23 protein-coding genes are annotated in these 24,597 nt (G+C 72.4%); 13 read left to right on the top strand and 10 right to left on the bottom strand.

Annotation, left to right across the window (positions count from 1 at the left end; translation table 11 throughout):
• The first annotated feature begins 837 nt into the window (after window positions 1-837).
• The 8 genes from HHX40_RS24475 to HHX40_RS24440 all read left to right on the top strand — a co-directional run bounded on the left by HHX40_RS24475 (window position 838) and on the right by HHX40_RS24440 (window position 8,639).
• Window positions 838-1,548, top strand: a complete 711-nt coding sequence (locus tag HHX40_RS24475) for a hypothetical protein (protein WP_244301704.1) — start codon at window positions 838-840, stop codon at window positions 1,546-1,548.
• Between the two features lie 66 nt (window positions 1,549-1,614).
• Entirely contained in the window at window positions 1,615-2,445 is an 831-nt protein-coding gene (locus HHX40_RS24470) for a glycosyltransferase family 2 protein (RefSeq protein WP_310738260.1), read from the top strand.
• Window positions 2,442-3,686, top strand: a complete 1,245-nt coding sequence (locus tag HHX40_RS24465; RefSeq protein ID WP_182882473.1) for a 2-phospho-L-lactate transferase CofD family protein — start codon at window positions 2,442-2,444, stop codon at window positions 3,684-3,686. The genes HHX40_RS24470 and HHX40_RS24465 overlap by 4 nt, the downstream gene beginning before the upstream one ends.
• The gene (locus HHX40_RS24460) at window positions 3,683-4,351 is read left to right on the top strand and encodes an HAD family phosphatase (RefSeq protein ID WP_310738259.1); all 669 of its coding nucleotides are present in this window, start codon (window positions 3,683-3,685) and stop codon (window positions 4,349-4,351) included. The genes HHX40_RS24465 and HHX40_RS24460 overlap by 4 nt, the downstream gene beginning before the upstream one ends.
• The gene (locus HHX40_RS24455) at window positions 4,341-5,108 is read left to right on the top strand and encodes an NTP transferase domain-containing protein (protein WP_310738258.1); all 768 of its coding nucleotides are present in this window, start codon (window positions 4,341-4,343) and stop codon (window positions 5,106-5,108) included. The genes HHX40_RS24460 and HHX40_RS24455 overlap by 11 nt, the downstream gene beginning before the upstream one ends.
• Window positions 5,096-6,385 carry a lipopolysaccharide biosynthesis protein gene (locus tag HHX40_RS24450; RefSeq protein ID WP_182882472.1) on the top strand — a complete coding sequence of 430 codons (1,290 nt, stop codon included), beginning with the start codon at window positions 5,096-5,098 and terminating at the stop codon, window positions 6,383-6,385. Before HHX40_RS24455 ends, HHX40_RS24450 begins: the two co-directional genes overlap by 13 nt.
• Window positions 6,382-7,647 carry a glycosyltransferase family 4 protein gene (locus HHX40_RS24445; RefSeq protein ID WP_182882471.1) on the top strand — a complete coding sequence of 422 codons (1,266 nt, stop codon included), beginning with the start codon at window positions 6,382-6,384 and terminating at the stop codon, window positions 7,645-7,647. Before HHX40_RS24450 ends, HHX40_RS24445 begins: the two co-directional genes overlap by 4 nt.
• On the top strand, window positions 7,644-8,639 hold the full coding sequence (locus HHX40_RS24440) for a glycosyltransferase family 2 protein (protein WP_310738257.1): 996 nt from the start codon (window positions 7,644-7,646) through the stop codon (window positions 8,637-8,639). Before HHX40_RS24445 ends, HHX40_RS24440 begins: the two co-directional genes overlap by 4 nt.
• 16 nt (window positions 8,640-8,655) lie before the next feature.
• Here HHX40_RS24440 and HHX40_RS24435 read toward each other — a convergent pair whose 3' ends face one another.
• The gene (locus HHX40_RS24435; protein WP_182882470.1) at window positions 8,656-9,441 is read right to left on the bottom strand and encodes a hypothetical protein; all 786 of its coding nucleotides are present in this window, start codon (window positions 9,439-9,441) and stop codon (window positions 8,656-8,658) included.
• Window positions 9,442-9,555: 114 nt separating this feature from the next.
• Between HHX40_RS24435 and HHX40_RS24430 the strand changes: the two genes are divergently transcribed.
• Together HHX40_RS24430 and HHX40_RS24425 are read left to right on the top strand one after the other, a co-directional pair.
• Window positions 9,556-11,838 carry a polysaccharide lyase 8 family protein gene (locus HHX40_RS24430; RefSeq protein WP_310738256.1) on the top strand — a complete coding sequence of 761 codons (2,283 nt, stop codon included), beginning with the start codon at window positions 9,556-9,558 and terminating at the stop codon, window positions 11,836-11,838.
• A 46-nt stretch (window positions 11,839-11,884) separates the two neighbouring features.
• Window positions 11,885-12,883, top strand: a complete 999-nt coding sequence (locus HHX40_RS24425) for a small ribosomal subunit Rsm22 family protein (RefSeq protein ID WP_220499506.1) — start codon at window positions 11,885-11,887, stop codon at window positions 12,881-12,883.
• Here the strand turns inward: HHX40_RS24425 and HHX40_RS24420 are convergent.
• A complete protein-coding gene (locus HHX40_RS24420; RefSeq protein WP_182873140.1) occupies window positions 12,880-13,182 on the bottom strand; it encodes an STAS domain-containing protein in 303 nt (100 codons plus the stop codon). The two genes, HHX40_RS24425 and HHX40_RS24420, sit on opposite strands and share 4 nt — an antisense overlap.
• Window positions 13,179-17,372 (bottom strand): SpoIIE family protein phosphatase, encoded by a 4,194-nt coding sequence (locus HHX40_RS24415; protein ID WP_310738255.1) that lies wholly within the window; start codon window positions 17,370-17,372, stop codon window positions 13,179-13,181. The genes HHX40_RS24420 and HHX40_RS24415 overlap by 4 nt, the downstream gene beginning before the upstream one ends.
• A gap of 159 nt (window positions 17,373-17,531) precedes the next feature.
• On the opposite strand from HHX40_RS24415, the gene HHX40_RS24410 reads away from it, so the two are divergent.
• Together HHX40_RS24410 and HHX40_RS24405 are read left to right on the top strand one after the other, a co-directional pair.
• On the top strand, window positions 17,532-18,929 hold the full coding sequence (locus tag HHX40_RS24410) for a PP2C family protein-serine/threonine phosphatase (RefSeq protein ID WP_182882467.1): 1,398 nt from the start codon (window positions 17,532-17,534) through the stop codon (window positions 18,927-18,929).
• Window positions 18,930-18,936: 7 nt separating this feature from the next.
• A complete protein-coding gene (locus HHX40_RS24405) occupies window positions 18,937-19,296 on the top strand; it encodes an STAS domain-containing protein (RefSeq protein ID WP_220499505.1) in 360 nt (119 codons plus the stop codon).
• Between the two features lie 39 nt (window positions 19,297-19,335).
• On the opposite strand, the gene HHX40_RS24400 is transcribed toward HHX40_RS24405, so the two are convergent.
• The 4 genes from HHX40_RS24400 to HHX40_RS24385 all read right to left on the bottom strand — a co-directional run bounded on the left by HHX40_RS24400 (window position 19,336) and on the right by HHX40_RS24385 (window position 21,224).
• On the bottom strand, window positions 19,336-19,686 hold the full coding sequence (locus HHX40_RS24400) for a hypothetical protein (RefSeq protein WP_111697667.1): 351 nt from the start codon (window positions 19,684-19,686) through the stop codon (window positions 19,336-19,338).
• Window positions 19,687-19,855: 169 nt separating this feature from the next.
• Window positions 19,856-20,251 (bottom strand): hypothetical protein, encoded by a 396-nt coding sequence (locus tag HHX40_RS24395; protein ID WP_182882466.1) that lies wholly within the window; start codon window positions 20,249-20,251, stop codon window positions 19,856-19,858.
• A 93-nt stretch (window positions 20,252-20,344) separates the two neighbouring features.
• Window positions 20,345-20,752, bottom strand: coding sequence for a hypothetical protein (locus HHX40_RS24390; RefSeq protein ID WP_182882465.1), 408 nt, complete (start codon window positions 20,750-20,752; stop codon window positions 20,345-20,347).
• On the bottom strand, window positions 20,745-21,224 hold the full coding sequence (locus HHX40_RS24385) for a hypothetical protein (protein WP_182882464.1): 480 nt from the start codon (window positions 21,222-21,224) through the stop codon (window positions 20,745-20,747). Before HHX40_RS24385 ends, HHX40_RS24390 begins: the two co-directional genes overlap by 8 nt.
• A gap of 73 nt (window positions 21,225-21,297) precedes the next feature.
• Between HHX40_RS24385 and HHX40_RS37095 the strand changes: the two genes are divergently transcribed.
• The gene (locus HHX40_RS37095; protein WP_259403889.1) at window positions 21,298-21,423 is read left to right on the top strand and encodes a hypothetical protein; all 126 of its coding nucleotides are present in this window, start codon (window positions 21,298-21,300) and stop codon (window positions 21,421-21,423) included.
• Window positions 21,424-21,435: 12 nt separating this feature from the next.
• Here HHX40_RS37095 and HHX40_RS24380 read toward each other — a convergent pair whose 3' ends face one another.
• Genes HHX40_RS24380 through HHX40_RS24370 form a run of 3 tightly spaced genes read right to left on the bottom strand, consistent with a single transcriptional unit; the run spans window position 21,436 to window position 24,580 of the window.
• Window positions 21,436-22,338 (bottom strand): carbohydrate ABC transporter permease, encoded by a 903-nt coding sequence (locus HHX40_RS24380; RefSeq protein WP_182873134.1) that lies wholly within the window; start codon window positions 22,336-22,338, stop codon window positions 21,436-21,438.
• 2 nt (window positions 22,339-22,340) lie between these two features.
• Entirely contained in the window at window positions 22,341-23,261 is a 921-nt protein-coding gene (locus tag HHX40_RS24375) for a carbohydrate ABC transporter permease (RefSeq protein ID WP_111701151.1), read from the bottom strand.
• Between the two features lie 2 nt (window positions 23,262-23,263).
• On the bottom strand, window positions 23,264-24,580 hold the full coding sequence (locus HHX40_RS24370; RefSeq protein ID WP_220499504.1) for an extracellular solute-binding protein: 1,317 nt from the start codon (window positions 24,578-24,580) through the stop codon (window positions 23,264-23,266).
• Between the last annotated feature and the right edge of the window lie 17 nt (window positions 24,581-24,597).

Here is a 24,597-nt window from a genome sequence, read left to right as displayed (position 1 = left end):
AACTGATTGAAGTGCGGGCTCATGTCCTGAACGGCATAGCAATAGCTCCCATTCGGCGACATATTCCTGCCAGGCTCTTTCATCCAGATTCTGGCGATCAGTTGACACTTGTGTGCCTCCACGATGTCCAGGAGGCCGGACCGGGTCATGCCCGCTTGCCTGGCGTTTTTTGCGGGATGCGCTGCGGGCCATCTGCAGGACTTCGCTGTCTTGACCCCCATCAGCGTGTGTTCGCGAGCGCGGCTGTCAGTGAAACGGCCGGAAAGTGCTGTCTCTTGAGCGCGAGGAAATCTCGTGTGAGCGCCGGCGAGTGGTACGTGACGATCGTCGGGGTGCGGCCCGGCCGGGGTGCCGCTCTTCTGAGTTGACCGCGCGCGTGGCGAAGACATTGGCCGGTTGCCCGAAGGGTCGACCGGGGGCGCCCGGGTTGAGGACGGCGCCGGGGGCAGTGCGCGGTGCCGTCAGGGCGCGGTGCCGTAAGTCCGCGCCGCGGCATTGCGTCCGGGTGGACGGCCGCTCCTCGGGATAAGGACCGGTCCAAAATTGACATGCGTCCGCAAACACGGTTGACAATGTCCGTAACGCGAGGGAATGGCGAACGGTGGCGCAACATTCAACTACTCGCGAGTATGACTTCGTCGTACTGACCCCGTCTGACCTGGGAAGACGCCCGAAAATATCCGGCTCTGTCGCCCAATACTCACTATTGAGGACGAATTTCCGGATGGGAATGACATAATGCGTGGGAGCGCTCCCGCGCTCGCGGCTGCATTCTTCGCAGCGCCCATACGGCACGCCTGCCCCAGTGGCACGTTGGAAGGAAGGTGCCGCGTCCTCATGACGGCATTCGGCGAAAGTCCTCCGTCCCGGCCCCGTCTCGACGGAAATTTTCCGGCGGACGTCGTCCGTGCCGGTTCCCGCCCGTGGGCGCCCCACGTGTGGTGGATGGCCCTGGTCGTCGGCGCCGCCGGCACCGGTTTCGTGTGGCTGGCCACGCCGCACACGAGGGAGATCCAGTCGCCCTGGCAGATGGTGGCCAAGCTCCTCGCGTTCGCCTGCCTGTGCGTGGCGATCGCGGTCTTCCCCTGGGTGTCGCCCCGGCTGAACTGGCTGCTCTACGTCCCGTTCGTTCTCTTCACGGGCTACCTGATCCCGAGGATCAGCTGGTTCTACTACGGCGACGGCGCGCGGGCCCAGGGCGACAGCTTCTACACGCATCTCTATCTGCTGCTCTATCCGGGCATCGTGCTCACGGTCGCCGCCGCGTATCGGATCGGCGGGGGGACGCCGGGCCGCTGTCTGAAGATCATGGCGACCGGTGTCCTCATCGTCTTCTCCGGCTTCCTCGACATCATGTGGTTCGTCGCCAACCCCGTCGAGATCCCCGAGACCATCGACGCGCCGCACATCAACCTGTTCACCGGGGGGCCGATCTCGTTCGGCGCGACGATCGTGTTCGCCCTCGTGCACGTCCCGATCATCGTCGGGATCAATCTGCTTCCCCTGGACCGCTGGATCGGCCGTCTGCTCGGCGCGGACGACCGCTGATCCTCTCCCTCGTTTCCCCGCAACCCGATACCTCCCGAGGAGGTGACTTTGCCGTACACGCATCCCGTGACGCGTCCCGAGGACGGTTCCCCGGGCGGCTCCCTGGACGGCCGGATGGACAGTGCTGTCGACATCTCCGTAGCCGCGCCCGCGTACAACGAGGCGGAGACCATCGCGGCGACGGTCAGCGAGTGGCAGGAGTATCTGGAGAACAACCCGGCCGTCGGCGACTGGGAGATCGTCGTCTGCGACGACGGCAGCGGTGACGCGACCGGTGAGATCCTCGCCGGTCTGCGGGCCCGGTGCCCGCGGCTCGTCGTCGTCACGCATCACCGCAACCAGGGCGCGGGCGCGGCCATCGCCACCGCCATCGCCCACACCCGGCTCGACTGGGTCGTGCTGCTCGACTCCGACGGCCAGTTCCCGATCGCCAACCTCGATCGGGTCATCCCGCGGATCCGGGCCGGGGAGGCCATGGCGTTCTCCGGCGCCCGGATCAGGAAGGCCGACGGCGCGGCGTACCGCTGGGGGTCGGCGGCCAGCGGCGCGGTCAGCAACCTGTTGCACGGCACCCGCTACCGCGACTTCAACTCGATCTTCAAGGTGGTGTACGGCCCGCTGTTCCGGGCCCTGCCCCTGGAGTCGGGCGGCATGAACTGCTCGACCGAGATCACCGCCCGGGTCGCCGAGATCGGCCACGAGTGGGTGGAGGTGCCCATCGAGCACCGCGAGCGCGGCGGGGGCCGGCGCGGCTGGCGGTTCTGGCGCGGTGCGCGCGACCGCGCCCTGTTCGTCGTCTATCTCGGTTTCCGTCACTGGCTGCTGCGCCGGGGGGTCCTGCGGCCTCCCACCCCCGGCGCCGTCGCGCCCGCGCCGGTCGCCGAGGAGGCCCGATGAACGTCGCGGTCACCATGTTCAACGGCGGCCGCGGAGCGGCCAGCATCGCGAGGGGCATGCTGGTCACTCCCGGGGTCGATCTGTCGCTGGTGGTGAACGGTTACGACAACGGCCATTCCACCGGCGCGCTGCGGCGCTACCTGCCCGGGATGCTCGGGCCGTCGGACTTCCGCAAGAACCTGCTGCTCCACCTCGATCCCGCCGACCCGGCGCAGGCCGCGCTGGCGACGGTGCTCGAACACCGCCTGCCGGCCGGGACCACGCCCGCCGGGCTGACCGAGGTCATCGAGGCCGTCGCCGCGCGGCGCGGCCGGTTCGCCGCGCTGCCTGAGGAGGCGTCCGCGCTCGTCGCGGCGCACCTGCGCGCCTTCGCCCGGCGGCTCGCCGCCGCTCCCCAGGGGTTCGACCTCGCCGACTGCGCGCTCGGCAACCTCGTGTTCGCCGGGGCGTACCTGCGGCTCGGCCGGGACTTCAACGCTGCTGTCGACGCCTGCGCCCGGGCGTTCGGCTCGCCCGTACGGCTGCTCAACGTGACCAACGGGGAGAACGCGTTCCTCGTCGCGCTGAGGCGGGACGGCACGCTGCTGGCCGACGAGGCCGACATCGTCGCGCCGCGGGACCAGCGGCGGCCGCAGGCGACGATCACCGATCTGTTCCTGCTGCGTGAACCGGTCGGCGGGCGGCGGCGGGCCGAACTGGAGGCGTCGCCCCCCGAGTGGGCGAGGGATGACCTGCTCGAGGACCGCGCCGAGGTCACGCCGAACCCGCAGGCGCTGGAGGCGATCAGGAACGCCGACCTCATCGTCTACGGCCCGGGAACGCCGCACTCCTCGCTGCTGCCCAGTTATCTCACGCCGGGCGTGGCGGACGCCGTGGCGCGGAGCCGGGCGGCGGCGAAGGTCTTCGTCGTGAACACCCGCGACGACCACGACAGCCGGGGGCTGAGCGCGCCGGACCTCGTGGACCGCACGCTGGCCTACCTCGGCGACCCCGGCAACCGGCGGCGCCTGGTGACCCACGTCCTCAGCCATCAGGGGCCGGACGCGGACGCGGGAGCCGAAGCCACGCCGGGCGTTCCGACGGTGCCGCACGGGGTGCTCGGGCGGGGCGAGTGGGCGGGGGCCCGCTGGCTCACCGCCGACCTGGAGGACCCGGGTCACCCCGGCGCGCATCACGGGAGGCGTACGGCCGAGGCGCTGCTCGCCATCAGGCACGAGGCGGCGCTGGCGGGGGCCCGGTGACCGATCTCCTGGCGGACGCCTGTGCCCGCCGCGTCTGGCTCTTCGATCTCGACGGCACCCTCGTCGACTCCTGCCCGGCCCACGAGGCGGCCTTCCGGCAGGCCATCGCCGAGGTCGCGCCCGGCCTGCTCGCCTCCTTCCGGTACGCGGACCACACCGGCGCGAGCACCCGTGAGGTGGCGGTGCGCCTGCTGGGCGACACCGAGGAGGCGGCCCGGCTGGCCCGGCTCAAGCAGCGGCTGTACCGCGAGAACCTTGGAACGGTGGCCGTGTTCCCCGGCGCGCGGCGGCTGCTCGCCCGCCTGACCACCGCCGGCCGGTCGGCGTACCTGGTCACCGGCGGGAGCCGCGCCTCGGTCGAGCGGACGCTCGCGGAGCGGTCCCTCGACGCGTACTTCATCGACGTGCTCACCGGCGACGACCTCCCGGTGAGCAAGCCCGACCCGGCCTGCTACGCGTACGCCTGCGAGCACTGGGGTCTCGACCCCGGCGCGGTGGTGGTGCTGGAGGACTCCGCGCACGGCGTCGCGTCGGCGGTCGGCGCGGGCCTGGCGACCATCCACGCGCACGTCGCTGAGCCGGCCCCGGGGGCGGTCGCGGCCCGCGACCTGGAGGAGATCGCCACCCTGCTGGACAAGGACGTGGAGGTGAGCGGTGCGGGCTGAGCGGATCTGCGCGGTGATCCCGGCCGCCGGGCGGGGTACCCGCCTGGGGCTCGGCATCCCGAAGATCATGGTGGAGGTCGCCGACGGCGTCACCGTGTGGCACGTGCTCCACCAGCGGCTCCGGCCGCACGTGGAGCACGTCCACGTCGTGATGTCGCCTGAGGGGGAGGGGCCGTTCCGCGCGCTCGCGGCGGCGGAGATCGCGGCGGGATCGGTCTCGGTGAGCGTGCAGAAGTCGCCCACCGGCATGGGCGGGGCGATCTTCGGCGCGGCCCCGCACTGGAGCGGCCACGACGTGATCCTGGTGGTCTGGGGCGACCAGGCCAACCTGTCGCCGTCGACCGTCCGCGAGGTGGCCGAGACCCACGAGAAGGGCCTCACGCTGCCGCTCGTGCCGATGCCGGACCCGTACGTGGAGTACGAACTGGACGACCGGGGCGTGCTGACGCGGGTGCGGCAGACCAGGGAGGGCGACGAGTGCCGCCCCGGCGGGCTCGGCGACGTGGGCGTCTTCTGCCTCGACGTCGCCGGGCTGCACGAGGAGTGGACGCGCTACCTGGCAGAGGCGGCGGTGGGGGCGGCGGTGGGGGCGCGCACCGGAGAGGTCAACTTCCTGCCGTTCCTGCCGCACCTGTCGCGCGAGCGGGGCTGGCCGCTGACCGTGGTGCCGGTCGCCGATCCCGGCGAGGCGCGCGGCGTCAACACGGCCGACGACCTCGAGTTCGCCCGGAGGGCGTACCTGCGGTGGGCGCGCTGACGGAGCGGGCGGCCGCGCTGCTGGCCGCCCACCGCTGGGCGGCCGGGCCCACGCTGGTCAGCACCGTCGCCAGCGGCACGGCCGCCGCGACCACGCTCGTCATCGCCCGGGGCGCCGGAGCCGCGGCGTTCGGCCACTTCACCGTCGTCCTGTCGATCGCACTGATCGTCACGGTCGGCATGCTGATGAGCCTCAACCTCGTCATGTTCCAGGAGCTGCCGCGGGCCGAGCCCGGCGCGCGGCCGGCCCTGGTGACCACGGCGCTGCTGTCGACGCTCGTGCTGGGCGCGGCGGTGTTCGCCGCCGGGCTGCTGGCCGCCGGGCCGCTGACCGCCGCGCTCGGCGTGGACGTCCGCACGCTGGCCTTCGCGCTCGCGCTGGCGTTGTCGATGACGCTCAACCAGCTCACCGAGAGCTTCCTGCGGGGGCTGAAGCGGTTCCGCCTCGTCGCGTGGCTCAAGCTCGCCGTCGCGGTCGCCTATCTGGGCACCGCCGCGTTCTGCCTGCTCGCCCTCGACGTGCGCGACGCGGAGCCGTACCTCATCGCGCTGATCGGCACGAACCTCGTGTTCGCCGCGCTCTCCTTCGCCGGGTTCGAGGTCAGGCCGAGGCTCTGGTCGCGGGCGCTGGCCCGCTCGACGTACCGGCACGGCGCGTACGTCACCGCCATCGGCGCGCTCACCGCCGTGGCGTTCGGGGTCGACGTGATCTTCCTGAATCATTGGGCGCCCCCGGCCGACGTCGGCGTCTACTCCGTCTACAACGGCTTCCCCAAGCGGCTGCTGGGCGTGGTGTTCACCGACGGCGTCGGCCTGGTGCTGCTGCCCACGCTGGCGACCCTGGACAAGCCCGCGGTGATGCGGCGCATCGCCCGGCTCGGCCCGGCCGTCTTCGGCGCGACCGCCGTGTTCTCGTTCGCCGCGAGCACGGTCTTCTTCCTGCTGATGGGCGGGGAGTATCCGTACTCGCTCGGGCTGATGGCCCTGTCGGCGCTGGGGATCGGCGCGCACACGGTCTTCAACCTCTACCAGGTCGCCCTGACGATGGACGGGGTGCGGGGGGCCCGGGTGCTCATCGGCTGCCTGCTGGCCGGCACGCCGCTCGCGCTCGGCGGCCAGGCGGCGCTCATCGCCTGGCAGGGACTGACCGGCGGGCTGGTCGCCTTCGCCCTGACCAATCTCATCCTCGTGGCCGTCGTGGTGGCCGCCTGCGCCCGGTTGTACCGGCCCGGCGGCCCTCCCGCGGCCGTGACCGGCGTACGGGAGGCACGGCGATGAGGATCGCCTTCGTCATCAACCAGTTTCCGCCCAACATCACGGCGGGGCTCGGCCGGTACGCCGAGATGATCGCGCCGCACCTGTCGAGCGGCCACGACCTCGCCGTCCTCACCCTGAACGACGGCGGGCTGCCGGTGTGGGACCGGGCCGGCGGCGTCACGGCGTACCGGCCGCGCGGGCGCGTGCTCGGGTGGGTGCTCGGCGCGGTCGCCCGCGGGCGGCGGCTCAACCGCACGCGCGGCGCGGAGTTCCTCCTGCTCGCGCTGACCGTCGTGGTGAGCAACTGGCGTTACTTCCTGCTGCTGCGGCGGCTGCCTCCCGCCCGGCGGCCGGACGTCGTCGCCGTCCACGACTCGACGAACTTCCTGTGCGGCCTGCTGAGCCACTACGTGCTGCGGCTCCCGGTGGTCTTCCACGTCCACACGACCGAGTACGGCGTGGCGCGCCAGCGCAGCATCACCGACCCGCTCGGCCTGTTCGCCGCGCTGGAGCGGTGGCTGGCGCGGATCTCCCGCCGGGTCGTGGTGGCCACCCCCGAGGTGCGTGAGCAACTGCTCGCGGCGGGGTGGGACCGGACGCCGATCGACGTCGTCCGGCTGGGCGGCACGTACGAACGGGTGGTCGCCGACCCCGGCTTCGACCGGGAGAAGCTGCGGCTGGGGGCGGCCGACCTGCGCGCCCGGCTCGGCATCGGCGCGGAAGACCCGGTGCTGCTGTTCGTCGGCCGGATCGAACGGCAGAAGGGCGTCTACGAACTGCTGGAGGCGATGCCCGCGATCGCCGCGGCCGTGCCCGGCCTCCGCCTGGTGATCGTGGGCGAGGGCGACGAGGACGGCGTGCGGCGCATCGCCGCCGGGTCGGGGCTCGGCGACCGGGTGCTGACCTCGGGCGGCTTCGTGGACGGCCAGGCCCTGCTGGAGCACTACGCGATGGCCGACGCCTGCGTCTTCCCCTCGCTGTTCGAGCCGTTCGGGCTGGTGGCGACCGAGGCGATGGCGCTGGCCCGCCCGGTGATCCTGGGCGACGGCTTCTCCCGGATCTTCCTCGGCGACCCCGCCGAGCCCGCCGTGCGGTTCGTACGGGCGGACGAGCCGGGTGACATCGCCGAGGGGGTCGCCGAGGTCATGAACGACCCGGACCTGCGCCGGGCGCTCGCCGAGCGGGGGGAGCGGCTGGTGCGCGAGACGCTGAGCTGGCGCCGCGCCGCCCACGAGACGCTGGCCGTGTACGCCGCATCCGCGGGAAAGGCGGGCAGCCGGTGATCTCCCTGGTGGTGCCCTGCTACAACGCCGCCAAGACCCTGCGGCTGTGCCTGGAGTCGGTGCTCGCGCAGACGCGGCGGCCCGGCGAGGTCGTCGTGGTGGACGACGCCTCCACCGACGGTTCGGCGGCGATCGCCGAGGAGCTGGGCTGCCGGGTCGTGCGCCTGCCGGAGAACCGAGGTGTCTCGGCCGCCCGCAACGCCGGGATCGACGCCACCACCGGCGAGGTGATCTTCTTCCTCGACGCCGACGTGGCGCTGCGGCCCGACGCCGTGGCAGGCGCGATGGAGATCCTGGAGCGCGACCCGGAGGTCGGCTGCGTGCACGGCGTCTACGACGTCGAGCCGCTGATCGACGACGGCCCGGTCGAGTGGTACCGCATCCTGCACGCGGTCCACTGGCGGCGCCGTCACCTCGGAGAGGTCAACAGCGTCGTCTTCGCCCTCGCCGCGATCCGCCGCGACGTGCTGCTCGCCGCCGGCCGGTTCGACGAGCGGCTGCGCGACTGCGAGGACGTCGAGTACAGCAGCAGGCTCGCCGTGCGCAGCCGCATCGTGCTGACCGACACGGTCGTGGGCCGCCACGACGACGGCAGCCGCCTGCTGCCGATCCTCACCGAGCAGTGGCGGCGGGCCCTGCCGTTGATCCCGCTCGCCCTGGCCACCGCCCGGCGCGGCGCGGCCAAGCCCGAGCACGCCAACAGCCCGGTCGGCATCCTCTCCTGCGCGCTCGCCCTGGCGTGCCTCGCGCTGGTGCTGCTGAGCGTGCCGTTCGGGCTGTTCCACCCCCTCGCGTCCGCGCTGCCCGCGGCGTTCGTCGCCGGGTTCGCGGTCGCCGATCCGGTGCTGGTCGGGTTCGTACGCCGGCAGCGCGGGGTGGCGTTCACGGCCTACTTCATGGCCGTCCACCTCGCCGTACACGTCGTGCTGGTCACCGGCCTGGCGGCCGGCTCCCTGCGCCTGCTGTGCGGGAGCCGGACCGAGGCGGCGTGAGGTCAGTCGTCCGGGATCAGGCGCAGCCGACGCGGCCGGTGCTCAGCGTGATGTCGTCCATCCAGAGGTCGTACGCCGAGGGAGCGGGGTTCGGCTGGTAGAGCTGCCAGCCGAGCTTCACCGTGTCGAACCTGGGGAAGACGAAGTCGGTGTCGTTGCCGCCGTGGGCGCGGGTGGAGACGGTCAGATCGGGCTGGGGGACGCCGTCGAACCACACCGAGATCCGGTTGTCGGCGGGGTCCATCCGCCACTCGACGCACTGCCAGACGCCGGCCCGGGAGGGCGCTGACTCGCGCCAGTTGGTCCAGTCGCCGGTGGGGCCGCCGTCCGCGCCGACGCCCCACAGGTCCTTGCCCAGCGTGGGAACGTACTGCCCGCCGAGCGGCCGGACGATCTCCGGGCCCGCGCCGGTGGCCTCGACGAGCGTGTAGTGCGCCCAGTCGGGCGCGGTGGGGAACGCCTTCACGCGCAGCCGGACGCGGCCGTAGAAGCCGTTGCCGGGCGGGGCGAAGTCGTCCACCTTCAGGAAGGCCCGGCCGTTGCCCTCGGTGTGGACGTGCAGCACCTTCTGGCCGCCCCCCGCGGGTTCGACGGTGAGCGTGCCGTGCTTGGTGTCGACGCCCCACTTGAGGCTGGCCGCGCCGCCGACGGGCAGGGACTGGAAGTCCTCGCAGAACAGCGCGGCCTTCTTCGCGCAGGTCCCCGGCCCGTGCCCGCCGTGACCTCCTGAGGCGGAGGCGACCGAGGTCGCCGTCAGCGGCAGCAGCAGGGCCAGACCGGCCGCGGATAACACTCGTCTCACAACACGCTCCCTTTCCCGGTGACAAGGCAGAAGAAAGGTACGTCATTTGGGAGCGCTCCCATAGATGTCTGCCGAAGATCGATGAAAGCGGCGGATCGCGCGGATAATCTACGCGTGAAGGGACCTTCCCGGCGATTATTTCTCCAGTTCAGCGGCCTCGCCGTCCTCCTGACGGCCTGTGACCCCCAGACCGGACCCGGCACCGAGGCCGGTGTCGAGGATCTGGCCATGCTGGGCCGCCGCTGGCGGGAGGTCACGCTGGGCGCGGGCCTGTTCGATCCGGCGCGGGAGCCGTACCGGGGCCGGCTGGCGCGGCTGGGTGCGGAGGCCCGCCTGCACCGCGACGCCATGACCCCCACCGGCCGGTCGCTCTGGCCGGACCTGCCCTTCCCGTCCCTCGGCGCCACCCCGGCGCGGCTGCGTGCCATGGCCCGCGCGTACGCGCTGCCGGGCACCGGGCTGACGGCCGAGCCGGGCCTCGGCTCGGCCGTGGCCACCGGGATCGAGCACTACGTGCGCCACGTGTACGCCGCGGACGTCGGCCAGACCGGCAACTGGTGGGACTGGCAGATCGGAGCGCCGAGGGCACTCCTCGACGCGGCTTTGCTGGCCAATCCACACCTGACGGGCGGTCAGACCGGTGCGCTGTGTGAGGCTGTGGACAACTTCGTTCCCCCGGGCCGCCTCGACGACTACGCGGGCAACAGCACCGGGGCCAACCGGGTGGACCTGTGCACGGTCACGCTGCTGCGGGCGATCGCCGGAGCGGACCCCGGCCGGGCCGCGCTCGCCGTCTCCGCGCTCTCGCCGGTCTTCCGGTACGTCACCGAGGGCGACGGGTTCTACCGCGACGGCTCGTTCATCCAGCACGGCTCGGTCCCCTACCAGGGAGGGTATGGCGTGGTGGCGCTGACCGGCCTCGCGACGCTGTCCGCGGTGCTGCGCGGCACGCCGTGGGAGATCGCCGACCCGGCCTTCCGCAACGTCCTCGACGCGGTCGACAGGTCGTTCGCGCCGTTCGTCCACGACGGCGCGTTCATGGACCTCGTACGGGGACGCGGCGTCGCCAGACGGCCGTACGGCGACCACGCGCGCGGCAGGGAGATCGCCGCCGCGATCCTGCTGCTGGCGGAGACGGCCCCGGCCGCCGACCGGGCCCGCTGGCGGGGCATGGTCAAGGGCTGGGCGGCGCGCGACACCGCGAAGCCCATGCTCCGGGCCGCCGAGGGAGGCGATCCGGCGTTCCACGCGCGGCTCGCGGCCGTGCTGCGCGACGAGACGACACCGGCGGCACCCGAGCCCCCCGGGCACCGCCTGTTCCCCGTGAGCGCCCGCGCCGTACACCGCCGGCCCGGCTGGTGCGCGGCGCTCAGCATGGCCTCCTCACGGGTGGCCCACTACGAGCACGGCAACGGGGAGAACCCGCGCGGCTGGCACACGGGCGCCGGAATGCTCTACTGGTGGGGCCGGGAGCACGGCGACCAGTACTCCGACTCCTTCTGGCCCACCGTTGATCCGTACCGGCTGCCGGGCACCACCGTCTCCACGCTGAGCCTGCCCGACGGTGCGGGCGGCGCGTGGGGCGACACCCGCCCGCCGGCCGAATGGGTGGGCGGCGTCACCGACGGCGCGTACGCGGCCGTGGGCCAGCACCTGTACGGCCTGAAAAGCACCCTTGAGGCCTTCAAGTCGTGGTTCTTCCTCGACGACACGGTCGTCTGCCTCGGCGCCGGGATCACGGGCCGGGACGGCGTGCCGGTCGAGACCGTTGTGGACAACCGCAGGACCGGCGCCGCCCTCACCGTGGACGCCGTGGCGGGGTGGGCGCATCTGGACGGCCACGGCGGCTATGTCCTGCCCCCCGGGCAGCCTCTGCGGACGCTGCGCGAAACCCGTACGGCGGGTGGGGTCAGCCGGTCGTACGCCACGATCTGGCTGGACCACGGCGTGGACCCTGATGCGGCCGGCTACGTCTACCACCTCATGCCGGGGGCGGGCCCGGCCGCGACGCGGGCCCGTGCCGCCGACCCCGGCTGGGCCCGCGTGCTCGCCAACACCTCCGCGCAGCAGGGGATCGCGGTGCCGTCACTCGGGATCACCGCGGTCGCCTTCTGGGCCGGGGGACGGGCGGGCGGCCTGGCCGCCTCCGATCCGTGCGCGGTCCTCGTGCGGGACCTGGGCGACGGCACGGCGACGGTGACGGTGGCCGATCCCCGGGCCGATACACCGCGTGAGCTCGACGGGCTGACGGTGACGTGGGACCACCCGGTGGCCGGGGTCGTGGACCCGCATCCGCTCCTGGACAGCGCCCGGACGGGGGCCCGGCTCACGCTCGTCTTCGGCCGGCTGGCGGATCGGGCCGGCGCCTCCCACACGGTCACCGTACGGCTCGCGTGAGGCGTCGTTTCGACAGCGTGAGCGGGGGCGGGGCATCATGAACGGCGTGTCCGCCCTTCCCGATGCCCTCGACGACGCGCTGGAAGAGTCGCTCGGCCGCTTTCCCGTGCCCGAACTGACGCGAAACGTATCGGCGCTCATCCGGCAGTACCGGGAGGGTTTCGACCGGAGCGTCCCCGCGCTGGGCTCCGAGGCCGCCGTCGCCGCGTACGCCGGCTACCGCATGCCGGCGACCTACAGCGCGGTGGCCGCGGCGCTGCGCCAGGTCGCCATGCTCGCGCCCGGCTTCGCGCCGCGGACGCACGCCGACGTGGGGGGCGGGACGGGCAGCGCGGTGTGGGCCGCGAACGCGGTCTGGCCCGGGCTGACGGACGTCACCGTGCTCGAACAGTCCGCCTCCGCCATCGCCTTCGGCCGGCGGCTGGCCGCCCGCTCTCCCGCGGCGGCTGTACGGGAGGCCCGCTGGCGGCAGACGGTGCTCGACCGGGGGACGGCCGCGCCCGCGGCCGACCTGGTCACCATGTCGTACGTGCTCGGGGAGTTGTCGCCCGCGGTCCGGGACGACGTGGTGCGGTCCCTGGCGCTGGAGTCGGCGCGGCACGGGGGCATGCTGATGATCATCGAGCCCGGCACGCCCGCCGGGTACGCCGGGATCGCCGCGGCCCGGCGGCTGCTGGCCGGGGCGGGCCTGCACATCGTCGCGCCCTGCCCGCACGACGGCGAGTGCCCGATCCGGGAGGGCCAGGACTGGTGCCATTTCGCGGTCCGCCTCAACCGCAGCGCCCTGCACCGCCGGGTCAAGGACGGCACGCTGAGCTTCGAGGACGAGAAGTTCTCCTATGTCGCGGCGTCGGCCCGGCCGTGGCCGCGCGCCGAGAGCCGCGTCGTACGCCACCCGCTGAAGCGCAAGGGGCTGGTGACGCTGCGCCTGTGCACGACCGGTGACGGTCTCGCCGACCACCCCGTCTCGAAGCGGCAGGGCGAGGTCTACCGCGAGGCGCGCGACGTCGTCTGGGGCGACGCCTGGCCCCCGCCCGCCGTCTAGGACTCCATTCCGTGCACGGTGGTGACCTGCACGAGGCCGGAGATGGTGAGCACCGGGGCGAGCAGGTCGTTGGCGACGAGCTCGATGCGCGGGGCGTGCGCGAACAGCACGGTCAGCCCGGCGCTGTCGAGGTACTCGACCTCGCTGAGGTCGACCAGCAGGGCGTGGCCGTCGACGGAGGCACCGGACAGCGCGGCGTCGAGCTCGGCCGCGTTGCTCATGTCGATCTCGCCGCTGACGGTGAGGACCGGGGTGCCGTCGGGGCGGCGGGACGGAGCCATGGTCAGGGGAGTCGTCATCGGGGGATCCTCGTGTGCATGTCGACGGTGGTGCCGGCGGCACCGGGACGGATGGTGACGCGCTGCATCAGGGCGCGCATCAGGGCGACTCCGCGGCCGCGGTGTGTGTTGGCCTCCGGTCTGGGGGGTTTCCAGTTGCCGCTGTCGGCCACGGTCAGGTAGAGATCGCCCGCGGTGGCGACCGCCCGCAGCCGCACGGTGCGCCCGGGGGCGTCACGGTGGCCGTGCTCGATCGCGTTCGCGCAGGCCTCGCCCGCCGCGACCAGGATGTTCTGGATCATCGTGGGATTCAGCTCGCACCGGTTCAGCCAGTTGCGCAGGGCCGTACGGACCGGGGCGAGCTGGCTCGACTCGGCGGGGAAGGCCACCTCGAACGGCGCGGGCTGGCGGTACAGCAACAGCGCGACGTCGTCGCTGTAACCGGTGTCCGGCGCCATCCGGCGCATGACCTGCGTCGCGAGGTCCTCGATGGGGGCCGAGCGGCCGTCCTGCACGGCGGCGCTCGCCTGGTCGATGCCCCTGGTCAGCGGGCTGCGGCGGCGCTCGACGAGGCCGTCGGTGTAGAGCAGCAGCGTCGACCGCGCCGGCATCGTGCGGACGTCCTCGGGCCGGGGATGGCCGGGCCGCACCGCGAGCGGTGTGGAGCGCCCGCCCTCCAGCAGTTCGGTCCCGCCGTCGGGATGGGCCAGGATGCCCGGCAGGTGCCCGGCGCTGGAGTAGACGAGACGGCCGGTCGTTGTTTCGAGGACGCCGCAGAAGACGGTCGTGCACCGGGCGCCGGGCACCAGGGCGGCGAACTTGTCGAGGGCGGTCAGCACCTGCGCCGGCCCCGCCTCCTGCAGCAGCAGGGCCCGGCAGGCGCTGCGCAGCTGACCCATGACGGCCGCGGCCTCCAGGCCGCGCCCCACGCAGTCGCCCACCACGATGCCGATGCGCTCGTCCGGCAGCGGCACGATGTCGTACCAGTCGCCGCCCACCTCCAGCGGACGGGTGGCCGGCTCGTACCGTACGGCGAAGCCGGCGGGCAGGTGGGAGGGGCCGAGGATGGCCCGCTGCAGGGCGACCGCGGCCTCACGCTGCTGGTCGAGCTGGTGCACCCGGTGCAGGCCCTGGCCCAGATGACCGGTCAGCAGCGCGAGCAGCGTCTGGTCCTCGGCCGTGAAGGGCCGGTTCTGGCCGAGATCGATCCACAGGGTGAGGATGCCCGCCGGATGCTCCAGGCTGATGCCCGCGCCGTCCGCCTCGCTCGCGACCGGGCGCAGGGGCGGGTAGTCGCGCAGCTCGGCGAGCCTGTCCCGCAACTCCGCGGGCAGGTCGAGCCAGCCGGTCCCGGTCCCGATCTCGGTCTCGGTCGCGAGGCAGGCGCGGAACAGCGCGGGCTCCGCCTCGCCGTGCCACAGGGCGGCCGTCACGTCCCGGGCCCGCCAGACCTCGCGCAGCTCCTCCAGCGCCCCCGTCAGCGCGTCGGACACGCTGCCCGCCTCGGAGACGCGCACGCTGAGCGCGGCGAGGGCCGTCTCCCGCTGGACGAGATAGTGCTCGGCGGTGACGTCGCGCAGGGTGCCGACAAGCCGGCGCTCACCGGTGCCGGGGTCCGCGACGGCGACGAAGGTGGCCGCCACCCAGATCTGGTGCCCGTCGCTGTGGCGGAGCGGCACCACGCAGCCTCCGCTGCCGTGGCTCGTCACCCGTTCGTACGCCTCCGCGAGCCTCCGGTACGTCACCGGGTCGTCGGCCTCGGCCGGCAGCCAGGGATGACGCGGGAGATAGGGGAGCCCCTCGGGGCCGTACCCGACGATGTCGGCGAACGCCGAGTTGACCTCGATGACGGCGCCGTTCTCGTCGGCGACGAAGAACGCCTCCTGCAACGACTCGATCATGGCGGCGTGCCACCGGAGGTGGTGGGCGCGCAGTCGCGCCCGATCCACGGTGGCCCGCACCCGGGCCAGCAGTTCGTCGGCGGAGAACGGCTTGACGAGGTAGTCGTCCGCGCCCGCGTCCAGCCCCTCGATGCCGGCCTCCTGTCCCGCGCGGGCCGACAGCAGCAGGACCGGGACCGCGGCGGTGCGGGGGTCGGCCCGCAGCGCCGCCACCAGCCGCAGGCCGTCCAGGCGGGGCATCATCACGTCGCTGACGACGAGGTCGGGAGCGTCGGCGCGGACGGCCTCCAGCGCGGCCTGGCCGTCGGTGACGACGTCGACCTCGTACGCGGGCCGTAGCAGGCGCCGCAGATAGTCCCGCATGTCGGCGTTGTCGTCGGCGACCAGGATCCGTGGCCGCGGCCCGTCCGCGGACGGCGAAGCGGCCGCGGAGGTCTCGGCCTCGTCCTCCCGCGACTCCGGCCCCTCGGGGAGCCAGCGCAGGGCCTCCTCCACGTACGGAGCGGCGGTGGTCGTCAGCTCAGTGTCCGTGGGCCGCACCGGGACCAGGCCGTCGGAGGGCAGATGCGCCGAGCCGAAGGGCAGGCGGATGGTGAACGCGGTGCCCGAGCCCTCCGCGCTCTCGGCGGTGATCGTGCCGCCGTGGAGGCCCACCAGCTCCTTGACCAGCGCCAGCCCGATGCCGCTGCCCTCGTTCGAGCGCGACCGCGCGCTGTCGACCCGGTGGAAGCGCTCGAACAGCCGGGGCAGCTCGTGCCGGGAGATCCCGATGCCGGTGTCGGCGACGGTGACCACCGCGTGGCCGTCCTCCGCGCGCAGCGTGACCCGGACGGAGCCGTCGAAGGTGAACTTCAGGGCGTTGCTCAGCAGGTTGAGCACGACCTTCTCCCACATGCCCCGGTCGACGTACACCGGTTCGTCCAGGGGAGGACAGTCCACCTCGAAGGCGAGCCCGGCCTTCTCGACGGCCGAGCGGAAGACCCCGGCGAGGTCGGTGGTGACGGCGGCGAGGTCCACCGGTTCGTAGCGGGCCCGCATGCGGCCGGCCTCGATGCGGGAGAAGTCCAGCAGGGTGTTGACGAGCTTGCCCAGCCGCAGGCCGTTGCGGTGGACGACGTCGAGCTCCGCGCGCAGCCGGTCCTCGCCCACCCGCGCGCCGTCCCCGGCCAGCGCGGTGCGCAGCTCCTCCACCGGTCCCATGATCAGGGTCAGCGGGGTGCGGAACTCGTGGCTGATGTTGGAGAAGAACGCCGTCTTGGCCCGGTCGAGCTCGGCCAGCTCCTCGGCGCGGCGCTGCTGGAGCTGGTAGGCCACGGCCGCGTTGACGAGGGCGGCGGTCTGCCGCGCCACCAGGCCGAGGAACGACTCGTACGCCTCGTCGAGGGCCCGGCCCGCGCCGGCGGCGAGCACCATCACCCCGACCGTCCCGCCGCCGGTCTCACCGGCCAGCGGCAGCACCACGGCCTGCGTGGGAGGGGTCTGCCAGCCGCCCGAGGGCAACGCCCCGAACCGCTCCGTCACGTCGGTCACCACGACGGGCTCCCCGGTGCGCAGCACCTGGTCGACCGGCCAGTCGCCGGGGCCGCCGGGGAGCGGGGAGACGCTCGCGTCGCGCGGGCTCGTCGCGGTCGGCGTCAGGTCGTCCGTGCCGGGGCGGCGCAGGTAGATCGCCGAGAAGGGCACGTCGGCGCCCGACCGCTCCAGCGCCTCGGCGACGAGCCGGCACGCCTCGGCGACGCTGCGGGCCTGCCCGGCCTGGGCCCCGAGGTCCTGCAGCACCGCCAGGCGCCGCTCCCCGATGAACCGCTCCGTGGTGTCGCTGACCGCGGTGAAGACGCCCCGCACGACGCCGTCGTCGTCGTGCAGCGGGCTGTAGGAGTACGTCCAGTACGTCTCCTCCCAGTAGCCGTGCCGGTTCATCGGCAGCAGCAGGTCCTCCGACCAGGTCGCCTCGCCGGAGCTCATCACCGAGCGCAGCATCGGGCCGATCGTGTGCCAGATCTCCGTCCAGACCTCGTCGCCCGGCTTGGCCAGGGCGGGATGCTTGGACCCGAGCAGCGGCAGGTAGGCGTCGTTGTAGAGGAACCGCAGCTCCTCGCCCCACCACACGATCATGGGAAAACGAGAGGTGAGGCAGATCCGGCAGGCGGTGCGGAGGCTCGCCGGCCAGGTGTCCGGGTCTCCCATGGATGTCCCGGACCACGGATAGGCGCGCATCCGCCGCGCCATCTCGCTGCCGCCGGGGAACAGGAGCTCCACTGGCTGACCGTCCTCGGCGGACATCGGTTCCGTCGCTTGCTCGTCGCCCACGCGTCTTCTCCCTCGACGGCCGGGCCGCCGCGGGCCGGCCCGGGTGTCGTGCCGCCCTGTCGGGCGAGTCCGGCAGGTCAGGGAAGGAACAGTTCAATGGTTCCGTAGGATAGGGCAAACGTTTCACGGGTGACGCGGGCCCCCTAAGTACGCGCCCCGGTGGCAAGGAAGGAGCCCGAGGTCAGCACGGTCGAGGAAGCGCCCGGCAGGCCCACGGCGGCGGACTCCGACGAGGAGGCGCGCCGGCAGGAGGCCGTGCGCCGCTACGCGGCCCTGGAGACCGCGTCAGGCGGCGCGTTCGACCGGGTGGCCGCCCTGGCCGCGAGGATCTTCCACGCGCCCTTCGCCACGGTGACGATCGTCGGGGACGACCGCGTCCGGGTGATCGCCGCGCACGGCCCGCCCGCGCGCCCCGCGATCTTCCGGTCCCCGATCGTGGGGTCCCCGGTCGTGGAGTCCCCGGTCGTGGAGTCGCTGTGCGCCGCGGCCGTACGGCACGACGGCCCGCACGCCGTCTCCGACGCCCGGCTGCACCCGGGGGCCGCCGGCGATCCGGCGGTGCGCGGCGAGCCGGGGATCAGGTTCCACGCGGCGGCGCCGATCGTGACGCCCGAAGGTGAGCCGCTGGGCAGCGTCAACGTCATGGACACCCGTCCGCGCGAGGCCGGCGAGGAGGAGCTCGCCTGCCTGCGGGACCTGGCCGGCCTCGTGATGGACGAGCTTCAGGTGCGGCTGGTCACGCAGCGCACGGTGGAGATCGAACGGCAGCTCCGCGCGGGCGCGGAACGGCTGGCCCGCACCTTGCAGCGGACCCTGCTGCCGCCCGCGCTGCCCCGGGTGCCGGGCCTGCGCGCGGCCGCCGCCTACCACCCCGTGTCCGCCGACGAGGTCGGCGGCGACTTCTACGACCTGTTCCCCCTCGACGGAGACCGGTGGGGGTTCTTCCTCGGCGACGTCTGCGGCAAGGGCGCCGGCGCGGCCTCCCTCACCTCACTGGTCCGCTACACCCTGCGCGCCGCGGCGGTGTACGACGCCGATCCGCACGCCGTGCTGGCCAATCTCGACGCGGTGCTGCAGCAGGAGCACGCGGGCGGCGACATGCCGGCGCCGTACTGCACCGCGGTCTTCGGGGTCCTGCAACCCGACGGCGACGGGTTCGGCGTCACGCTCGCCACCGGGGGCCATCCCCCGGCGCTCGCGGTGCGGGCCGACGGGGTGGTCGAACCCATTCACCCGGCCGGCGGGCAACTGATCGGCATCCTGCGCAACCCGCACTTCGCCCAGGTCAGCGCGCGTCTGAACGCCGGGGACGCGTTGCTCCTCTACACCGACGGCCTTACCGAGGCCCGCACCGAGACCGGCTCTATGCTCGACGAGGACGGCCTGACCGCCTACCTCGCCGCGGCCGGGCCGACGAGCGCCGACGCACTGCTTGACACGGTGCACGACCTGATCACCGACCTGGGCGAGGGAGTGTCCGACGACGCCGCGGTCCTCGCCCTGTCCGTCCCGCCCGCCACCCGATCATCGTTCTCCGGGAGCCAAGGTGCAGCATGATCACGGCTTGACCGTCACCCTTCAACCGGGCAGCGCGGAACCACGCGTGCTGGTCGTGGCCGGCGACCTGGACCACCACACCACTCCCCGGCTGCGCGCGGCCCTGGAGGAGGTGACCTTCGGCCCCGGCGCCGACCTGGTCATCGACCTGTCCAGCCTGACCTTCTGCGACTCGACGGGCATCGCCACGCTGGTGGCCGCCCACCAGCGCGCGCACGACGCCGGTGGCGCCCTGCTCCTGGCGGGCCTGGAGCAGGACATCGCCCGGGTCTTCCACATCATGGGCCTGGACCAGCTGCTCGCGTTCTACGACTCCCCGGAGGAGGCCGTACGCGCCGTGAAGGACCGGCGGGAGTCGACGACGTGACGTGGCGGTGACCACCGCGGTGTGATCGGAGGCCCGCGTTCAGGAGGCGTCGGCGCCGATGACGACCGTGAGGCTCTGCCTGATGGAGCAGTTCGCGACCCGGCGGCAGAAGCCGTCCTCCACGTTGCTCGCGCCACCAGCGGTGCTGGCTCTGGTGTGCTGGTGACCACGAAGGTGGGAGGGGCTGTCCAGGAACACGACGTTCCGGTCGCGGGTGCCGTTCCCGATCGAGGACGGGCCTCGTCCTCCCGGAGGGTCCTCCGCGGCCCGGCCGGCCGCCGCCGCGGGGACGGCGAGGAGGGCCTGCGTGATGGCCGCACCGGAGAGCAGCCCCGCGAGGAGCGGGACGCGCCGGCGCCCGCCGCGCGCTCCGCGGTATGAAAGAGCCATTCGCCACCGTCCTGTACACGCCATCCCGATCCGGGTCGCGCACAGCGTATTCTCGGCGGTGGTCCGGCGGATTTCCCGGCGCGCCTCTTGTCATATTCTTGCCCACCGCGAACAGGCGGCTGATATTCACGGCGGGAACGGGCCGGAAACCGAGGCGGGCAAGGCCCGCTCAGTGCCCTCCCACATTCACGTTTCCCCGGGTGGTGGGGAAACTCGTGTTGCTGCCGTGGATGCGCTGCGGGATGCCGCAGCCGGGTCGGCGCCGGCAGTTGGCGGCCTGTGTGTTGACCGACGCGTCCACGCCCGCGACGACCTGCTGGACGCCGAAGGCGTTCCGCTGGCTGCCGGCCACCAGGTAGGCGCGGTTGTTCAGGCCGTTGTTGACCACCCAGCGCGTGCGCGAGGCGTTGGCGTCACCCCCGCCGCCGCCCCAGCCCCGGCCCGGCGCCGCGGCGGCGCTGCCCGGCGAGAGCGCGACGCCCGCGGTCGCGACCGCCAGCGCGCCCAGCGCCAGCAGGCGTGCCGCCGGGCCGATGAGCGCGTTTCGCGCCGTGTGACGAGCCATTGTCTTCTACGCCCTCTCGGTGTCCGCATCCGGGTGGAATACACCGGGCATCTACCCCGTGGGGCCGCGCGCGTCACCGCCGCCGGGAAATGATTACCGCCGCATCGACCGCATGGCGGTCCTTTTGGCGTTATGCCGCCTCCTGGGAGAAATGTCCCCGGAATCCTGCTGGTTCGACGCCCATATTCTCTGGGCCGCCTCACAGCGGCGGAACCATCGCCGGCAGGCCGTGCTCTGGGAGTTGGAGACGCCGCCGACGCTGATCGTCTGCTGCTGGATGCCGCTGTTCTTCGCGCTGCCCACCACCAAGTGGCTGGTGTTGTCGATGCCGTTGCCCACCCGGATCAGGGCGCGGTTGCCGTTGCGGTCGCCGCCGTCGGCAGGGAACGCCGCCGCGTCCGCGGCGGGCGGCGCGACGGACCAGGCCGTCGTGATCGCCAGAACCGTCGTGATCGCCATGGTCAGGGGGACGAGAACCCGCACGGCCGGCCGGTCACGCACGGCGTTCACCCTGCCGGGAACGATCGTGACGACCGGCACGCGCGGCGTCCGGCGACACGGAGGCGGACGCGCGCACCTTCTGCGTCAGCACGCAGTGGCGGCCGTGGGGCCGGCACAGGCCGCCCTGCACGGTGCTCACGCCGCCGATCCCCGCGGAGAACAGGTACAGGACGCCGCTGATGCGGCTGCTGCCGATCGTCACCATGTTCCGGTTGCCCGAGCCGTTGCCCACACGTACGGCCGAGTCGTTTCCGTTGCCGTCACCGGTCCCCGCGAGGTGACCGGTGGGCGGGCGGGACCGGGCGGAGGCGCCGGCCGCACCCGCGTCCGCCACCAGGAGCGCCACCAGGGCGAACATCAGGGCCGTCATCAGGGCCGGCGCGAGCGCGATCGACGCCGCCGCCGCGGCGGGCCGTACTACGGCACGGCGCGAGGACGCGTGAAGGCTGTCGGAGGTGGGAGTGATCGGCATCGATATGCCTCTACCCCGCGGCCCGGTCTCCCTCCCGGCTCCCGCCGAACCCGGGCCCGATGATTGCCGCCCCTTGGCAGGACCTCCGAGGCTCATCCTGTTCGCCCGGTCCGGGTTCTCGGCGGAGCTGGTGCGCCTCGCCGGCAGACGGCCCGACGTGGAACTCGTCCACCTGGGCCGTCTGTACGGCGGAGACTGAGGGCCCCGGGGCCTACTTGCCGAAACCGGCGGTCAGGCCGCTGAGCAGCTGACGGCGCCCGACGGTGTAGAGGACCAGGATCGGCACGATGGTCAGCACCACGGAGGCGAGCACGGCGGGCACGTTCACGCCGTACGGCCCGCCCTGGAACGCCGCCAGTCCCAGCGGCAGGGTGCGCTTGTCGGGGCTCTGGGTGAGGATCAGCGGCAGCAGGAACCCGTTCCAGACGTTCAGCGCGTTGTAGATCGAGACCGTCACCACGGCCGGCCGGGTCAGCGGGAAGGCCAGGCGCCACAGTGTCATCCACTCGGTCGCGCCGTCCATCCGCATCGACTCGAAGAGCTCCTTGGGCACGTCCCGGATGAAGTTGGAGAGCACCAGCACCGACAGCGGGATCGCGAAGGCGATCGACGGCAGGACCAGCGCGGTCAGCGAGTCGTAGAGGCTCAGCTTGATGATCAATAGGTAGATCGGGATGACGGTCGCCTGCAGCGGGATGGCCAGGCCCATCAGGAAGAGCGAGTTCACCCCGCGGAGGAACCGGCTGGCGGTGCCGCTCCGGACGATCGCGTACGCCGCCATGAACGAGAACAGGACCGACGGGATCACCGTGCCGACGGCGACGAGGAGGCTGTTCAGGAAGTACAGCGGGAAGTCCATCTCGATGACGAGCCGGTAGTTGTCCAGCGTCGGATCGGAGGGCGGCAGCAGCGGGTTGGTCACGTAGTAGTTGCTCTGCGTCTTGAAACTGGTGATCACGATCCAGTAGATCGGGATGATCACCACGGCCAGCCACAGCCAGCCGATGAGCCCGCCCAGCCAGTTGGGGCGCTGGCTGGGCGTTGCGGGGCGGCGTCCGCGCGAGTGGGCCGCGGTGGGGCGCTTCGCCGCCGCCGGCGTGTGGGTCGCGGTCACGGTCAGGCCCCTTCGAGCTGGCTGGCGTTGGGGTCGCGGCCGCCGAGCCGGCGCAGCAGCAGCGCCAGGGCGAGGCCGACGAGAACGAGGATGACGCCGATCACGCAGGCCGCTCCCATGAGGTTGGCCTGGAAGCCGCGCTTGTACATGTCCAGGGCGAGCGCGCGGGTCGCGTCGGAGGGACCGCCCTCGGTCAGCACGAAGATCAGGTCGAAGAAGGTCAGCGAGCCGACGATCATCAACGTGGAGGACGTGATGATCGTGTACTTGAGCTGCGGCAGGGTGATGTTGAAGAACATGCGGACCCGTCCCGCGCCGTCCAGCTCCGCGGCCTCGTACAGCGAGCGCGGGATCTGCCGTACGCCGCCCTGGTAGAGCAGCGAGTGGAACGGGATGAACTGCCACGACACCACGAAGATCACGACGCCGAGGGCGAGGCCGGGCTCGCCGAGCCAGTCCTGGGTGAGCAGGTCGATGTGCAGCCCCGCGCCGAGCCCGAAGTTGGGGTCGAGCAGCGCCTTGTAGGTGATCGCGATGGCCGCCGAGCTGAGCAGCAGCGGGATGAAGTACAGCACCGCGAGCAGCTCGCGGTAGCGCTGGTGTCCCGCGAGGAACACCCCGATCAGGATGCTGGCCGGGGTCTGGACCGCCCAGGAGAGCGCCGTGATCAGGAACGTCACCCACAGCGCGTGCGGCAGGCCGGGGTCGGAGAGCACGGACTGCCAGCTCTCCAGCCCGGTCAGCTGGATCGTGCCGAGCGTGTCCCAGGACGTGAAGCTGAGCAGCAGCACCCCGATCAGCGGAATCACCGCGAAGGCCACGAAGGCCAGCAGGGCCGGAAGTGCCAGCCACGGCAGGACGCCGCCGCCGCGCGCCTTGGGCGCGACGGCGGACGACGTCCGTCCGGTGGTAGTCGCGGACATCGTCACTTGCCGATGACCGCGTTCATGTTCGTCGCGAACTGCTGCGGAGAGATCGACAGCTGGAACAGCTTGGCGATGTTGTCCAGCAGCACCTCGGCCGCGGTCGGGCTGAGCGCCTGGTCCCAGGACTGGGCGAACACCTTGGCCTTGCTCGCGACGCCGTAGATGAAGTTCAGGAACTCCGCGTCCTTGGAACCGGTGAACAGCTTGTCGGAGCCGTTGACGATCGGCACGCCGCCGGTGCCGACCCATTCCTTCTGCTCGGCTTCGTCGAGGACTCCGGAGGCGAAGAACTTCTTCGCGATCTCCTTCTGCTCGGGCGTCGCCTTGGAGGAGATCGACAGGTACTGGCCGGGGTTGCCGACGGTGTCGCTCGGGTCGCCCTTGCCGCCGTCGATCGGCGGGAAGTTCATGAAGCCGAGGCCGCCGCTGGGGACGAAGTCGCCGCCCTGCGCCTGCTGGATGCCGTACGACCAGCTGCCGTGCAGCATCATCGCGGCCTTGCCGGTGTAGAGCAGCGCCTGGTCGGCGTTGGAGTCGGCGGTGATCGAGGAGAAGCCCTTGATGAACCCGTTGGCCTTGATGAGCTCCTGCATCTTGGTCAGGGCCTCGATGGACGCGGGGTTGTTCCAGGCGTCCTTCTCGCCGTCGAAGACGGCCTGGAACACCTCGGAGCCGCCGGTGCGGTCGAAGAGGAACTCCAGCCACATCATGTTCGTCCAGCGGGACTGGCCGCCCAGCGAGAACGGCGCGATGCCCTGGGCGTTGAACTTCTTCACCAGGTCCAGGATGTCGCCGTACGACTGCGGCGGCTGCACCCCGACCTTCTCGAAGACCTTCTTGTTGTAGAACAGGACGATCGGCTGCACCGTCTCGCACGGCATCGCGTAGATCTTGCCGTCGATCGTCGCGGCGCCGAAGGCGCCGGGGAACAGCCGGTCCTTCACTGCGGCGTTCTGCTCGAACCACGGGGTGAGGTCCTCGACCTGGCCGGCCTGCACGTAGCTGCGCAGACCGCCGCCGCCCCAGCCCCAGATGATGGTGGGCGCCTGGCCCGCGCCGATCGCGGTCTTGATCTTCGTCTTGTACGCGTCGTTCTGGATGACGTTGAAATCGATCTGACCGTTGGGGTTGGCCTGGTTGAACCGCTTCACGGCCGCGGTCCGGGGCGCCTCACCGGGCGGGCCCGAGAGGAACCAGTAGCTGGCCTTGGCCCCGCCCCCGTTTCCGCCCGCGGCGGCGCCGCTCGCGGCACCGCCGCTCGGGGCCGGGCCGGACGTGCCGCAGGCCGCCAGCGCGGCGCCCAGGGGAAGGCCCATCGAGAGGGAAAGGAAGG

This window comes from Microbispora sp. H10949 (assembly GCF_014161435.1).
GTDB lineage: Bacteria > Actinomycetota > Actinomycetes > Streptosporangiales > Streptosporangiaceae > Microbispora > Microbispora triticiradicis.
Note: the sequence above shows the minus strand (reverse complement) of the source record. Positions and strands in the feature narration are given on the sequence as shown.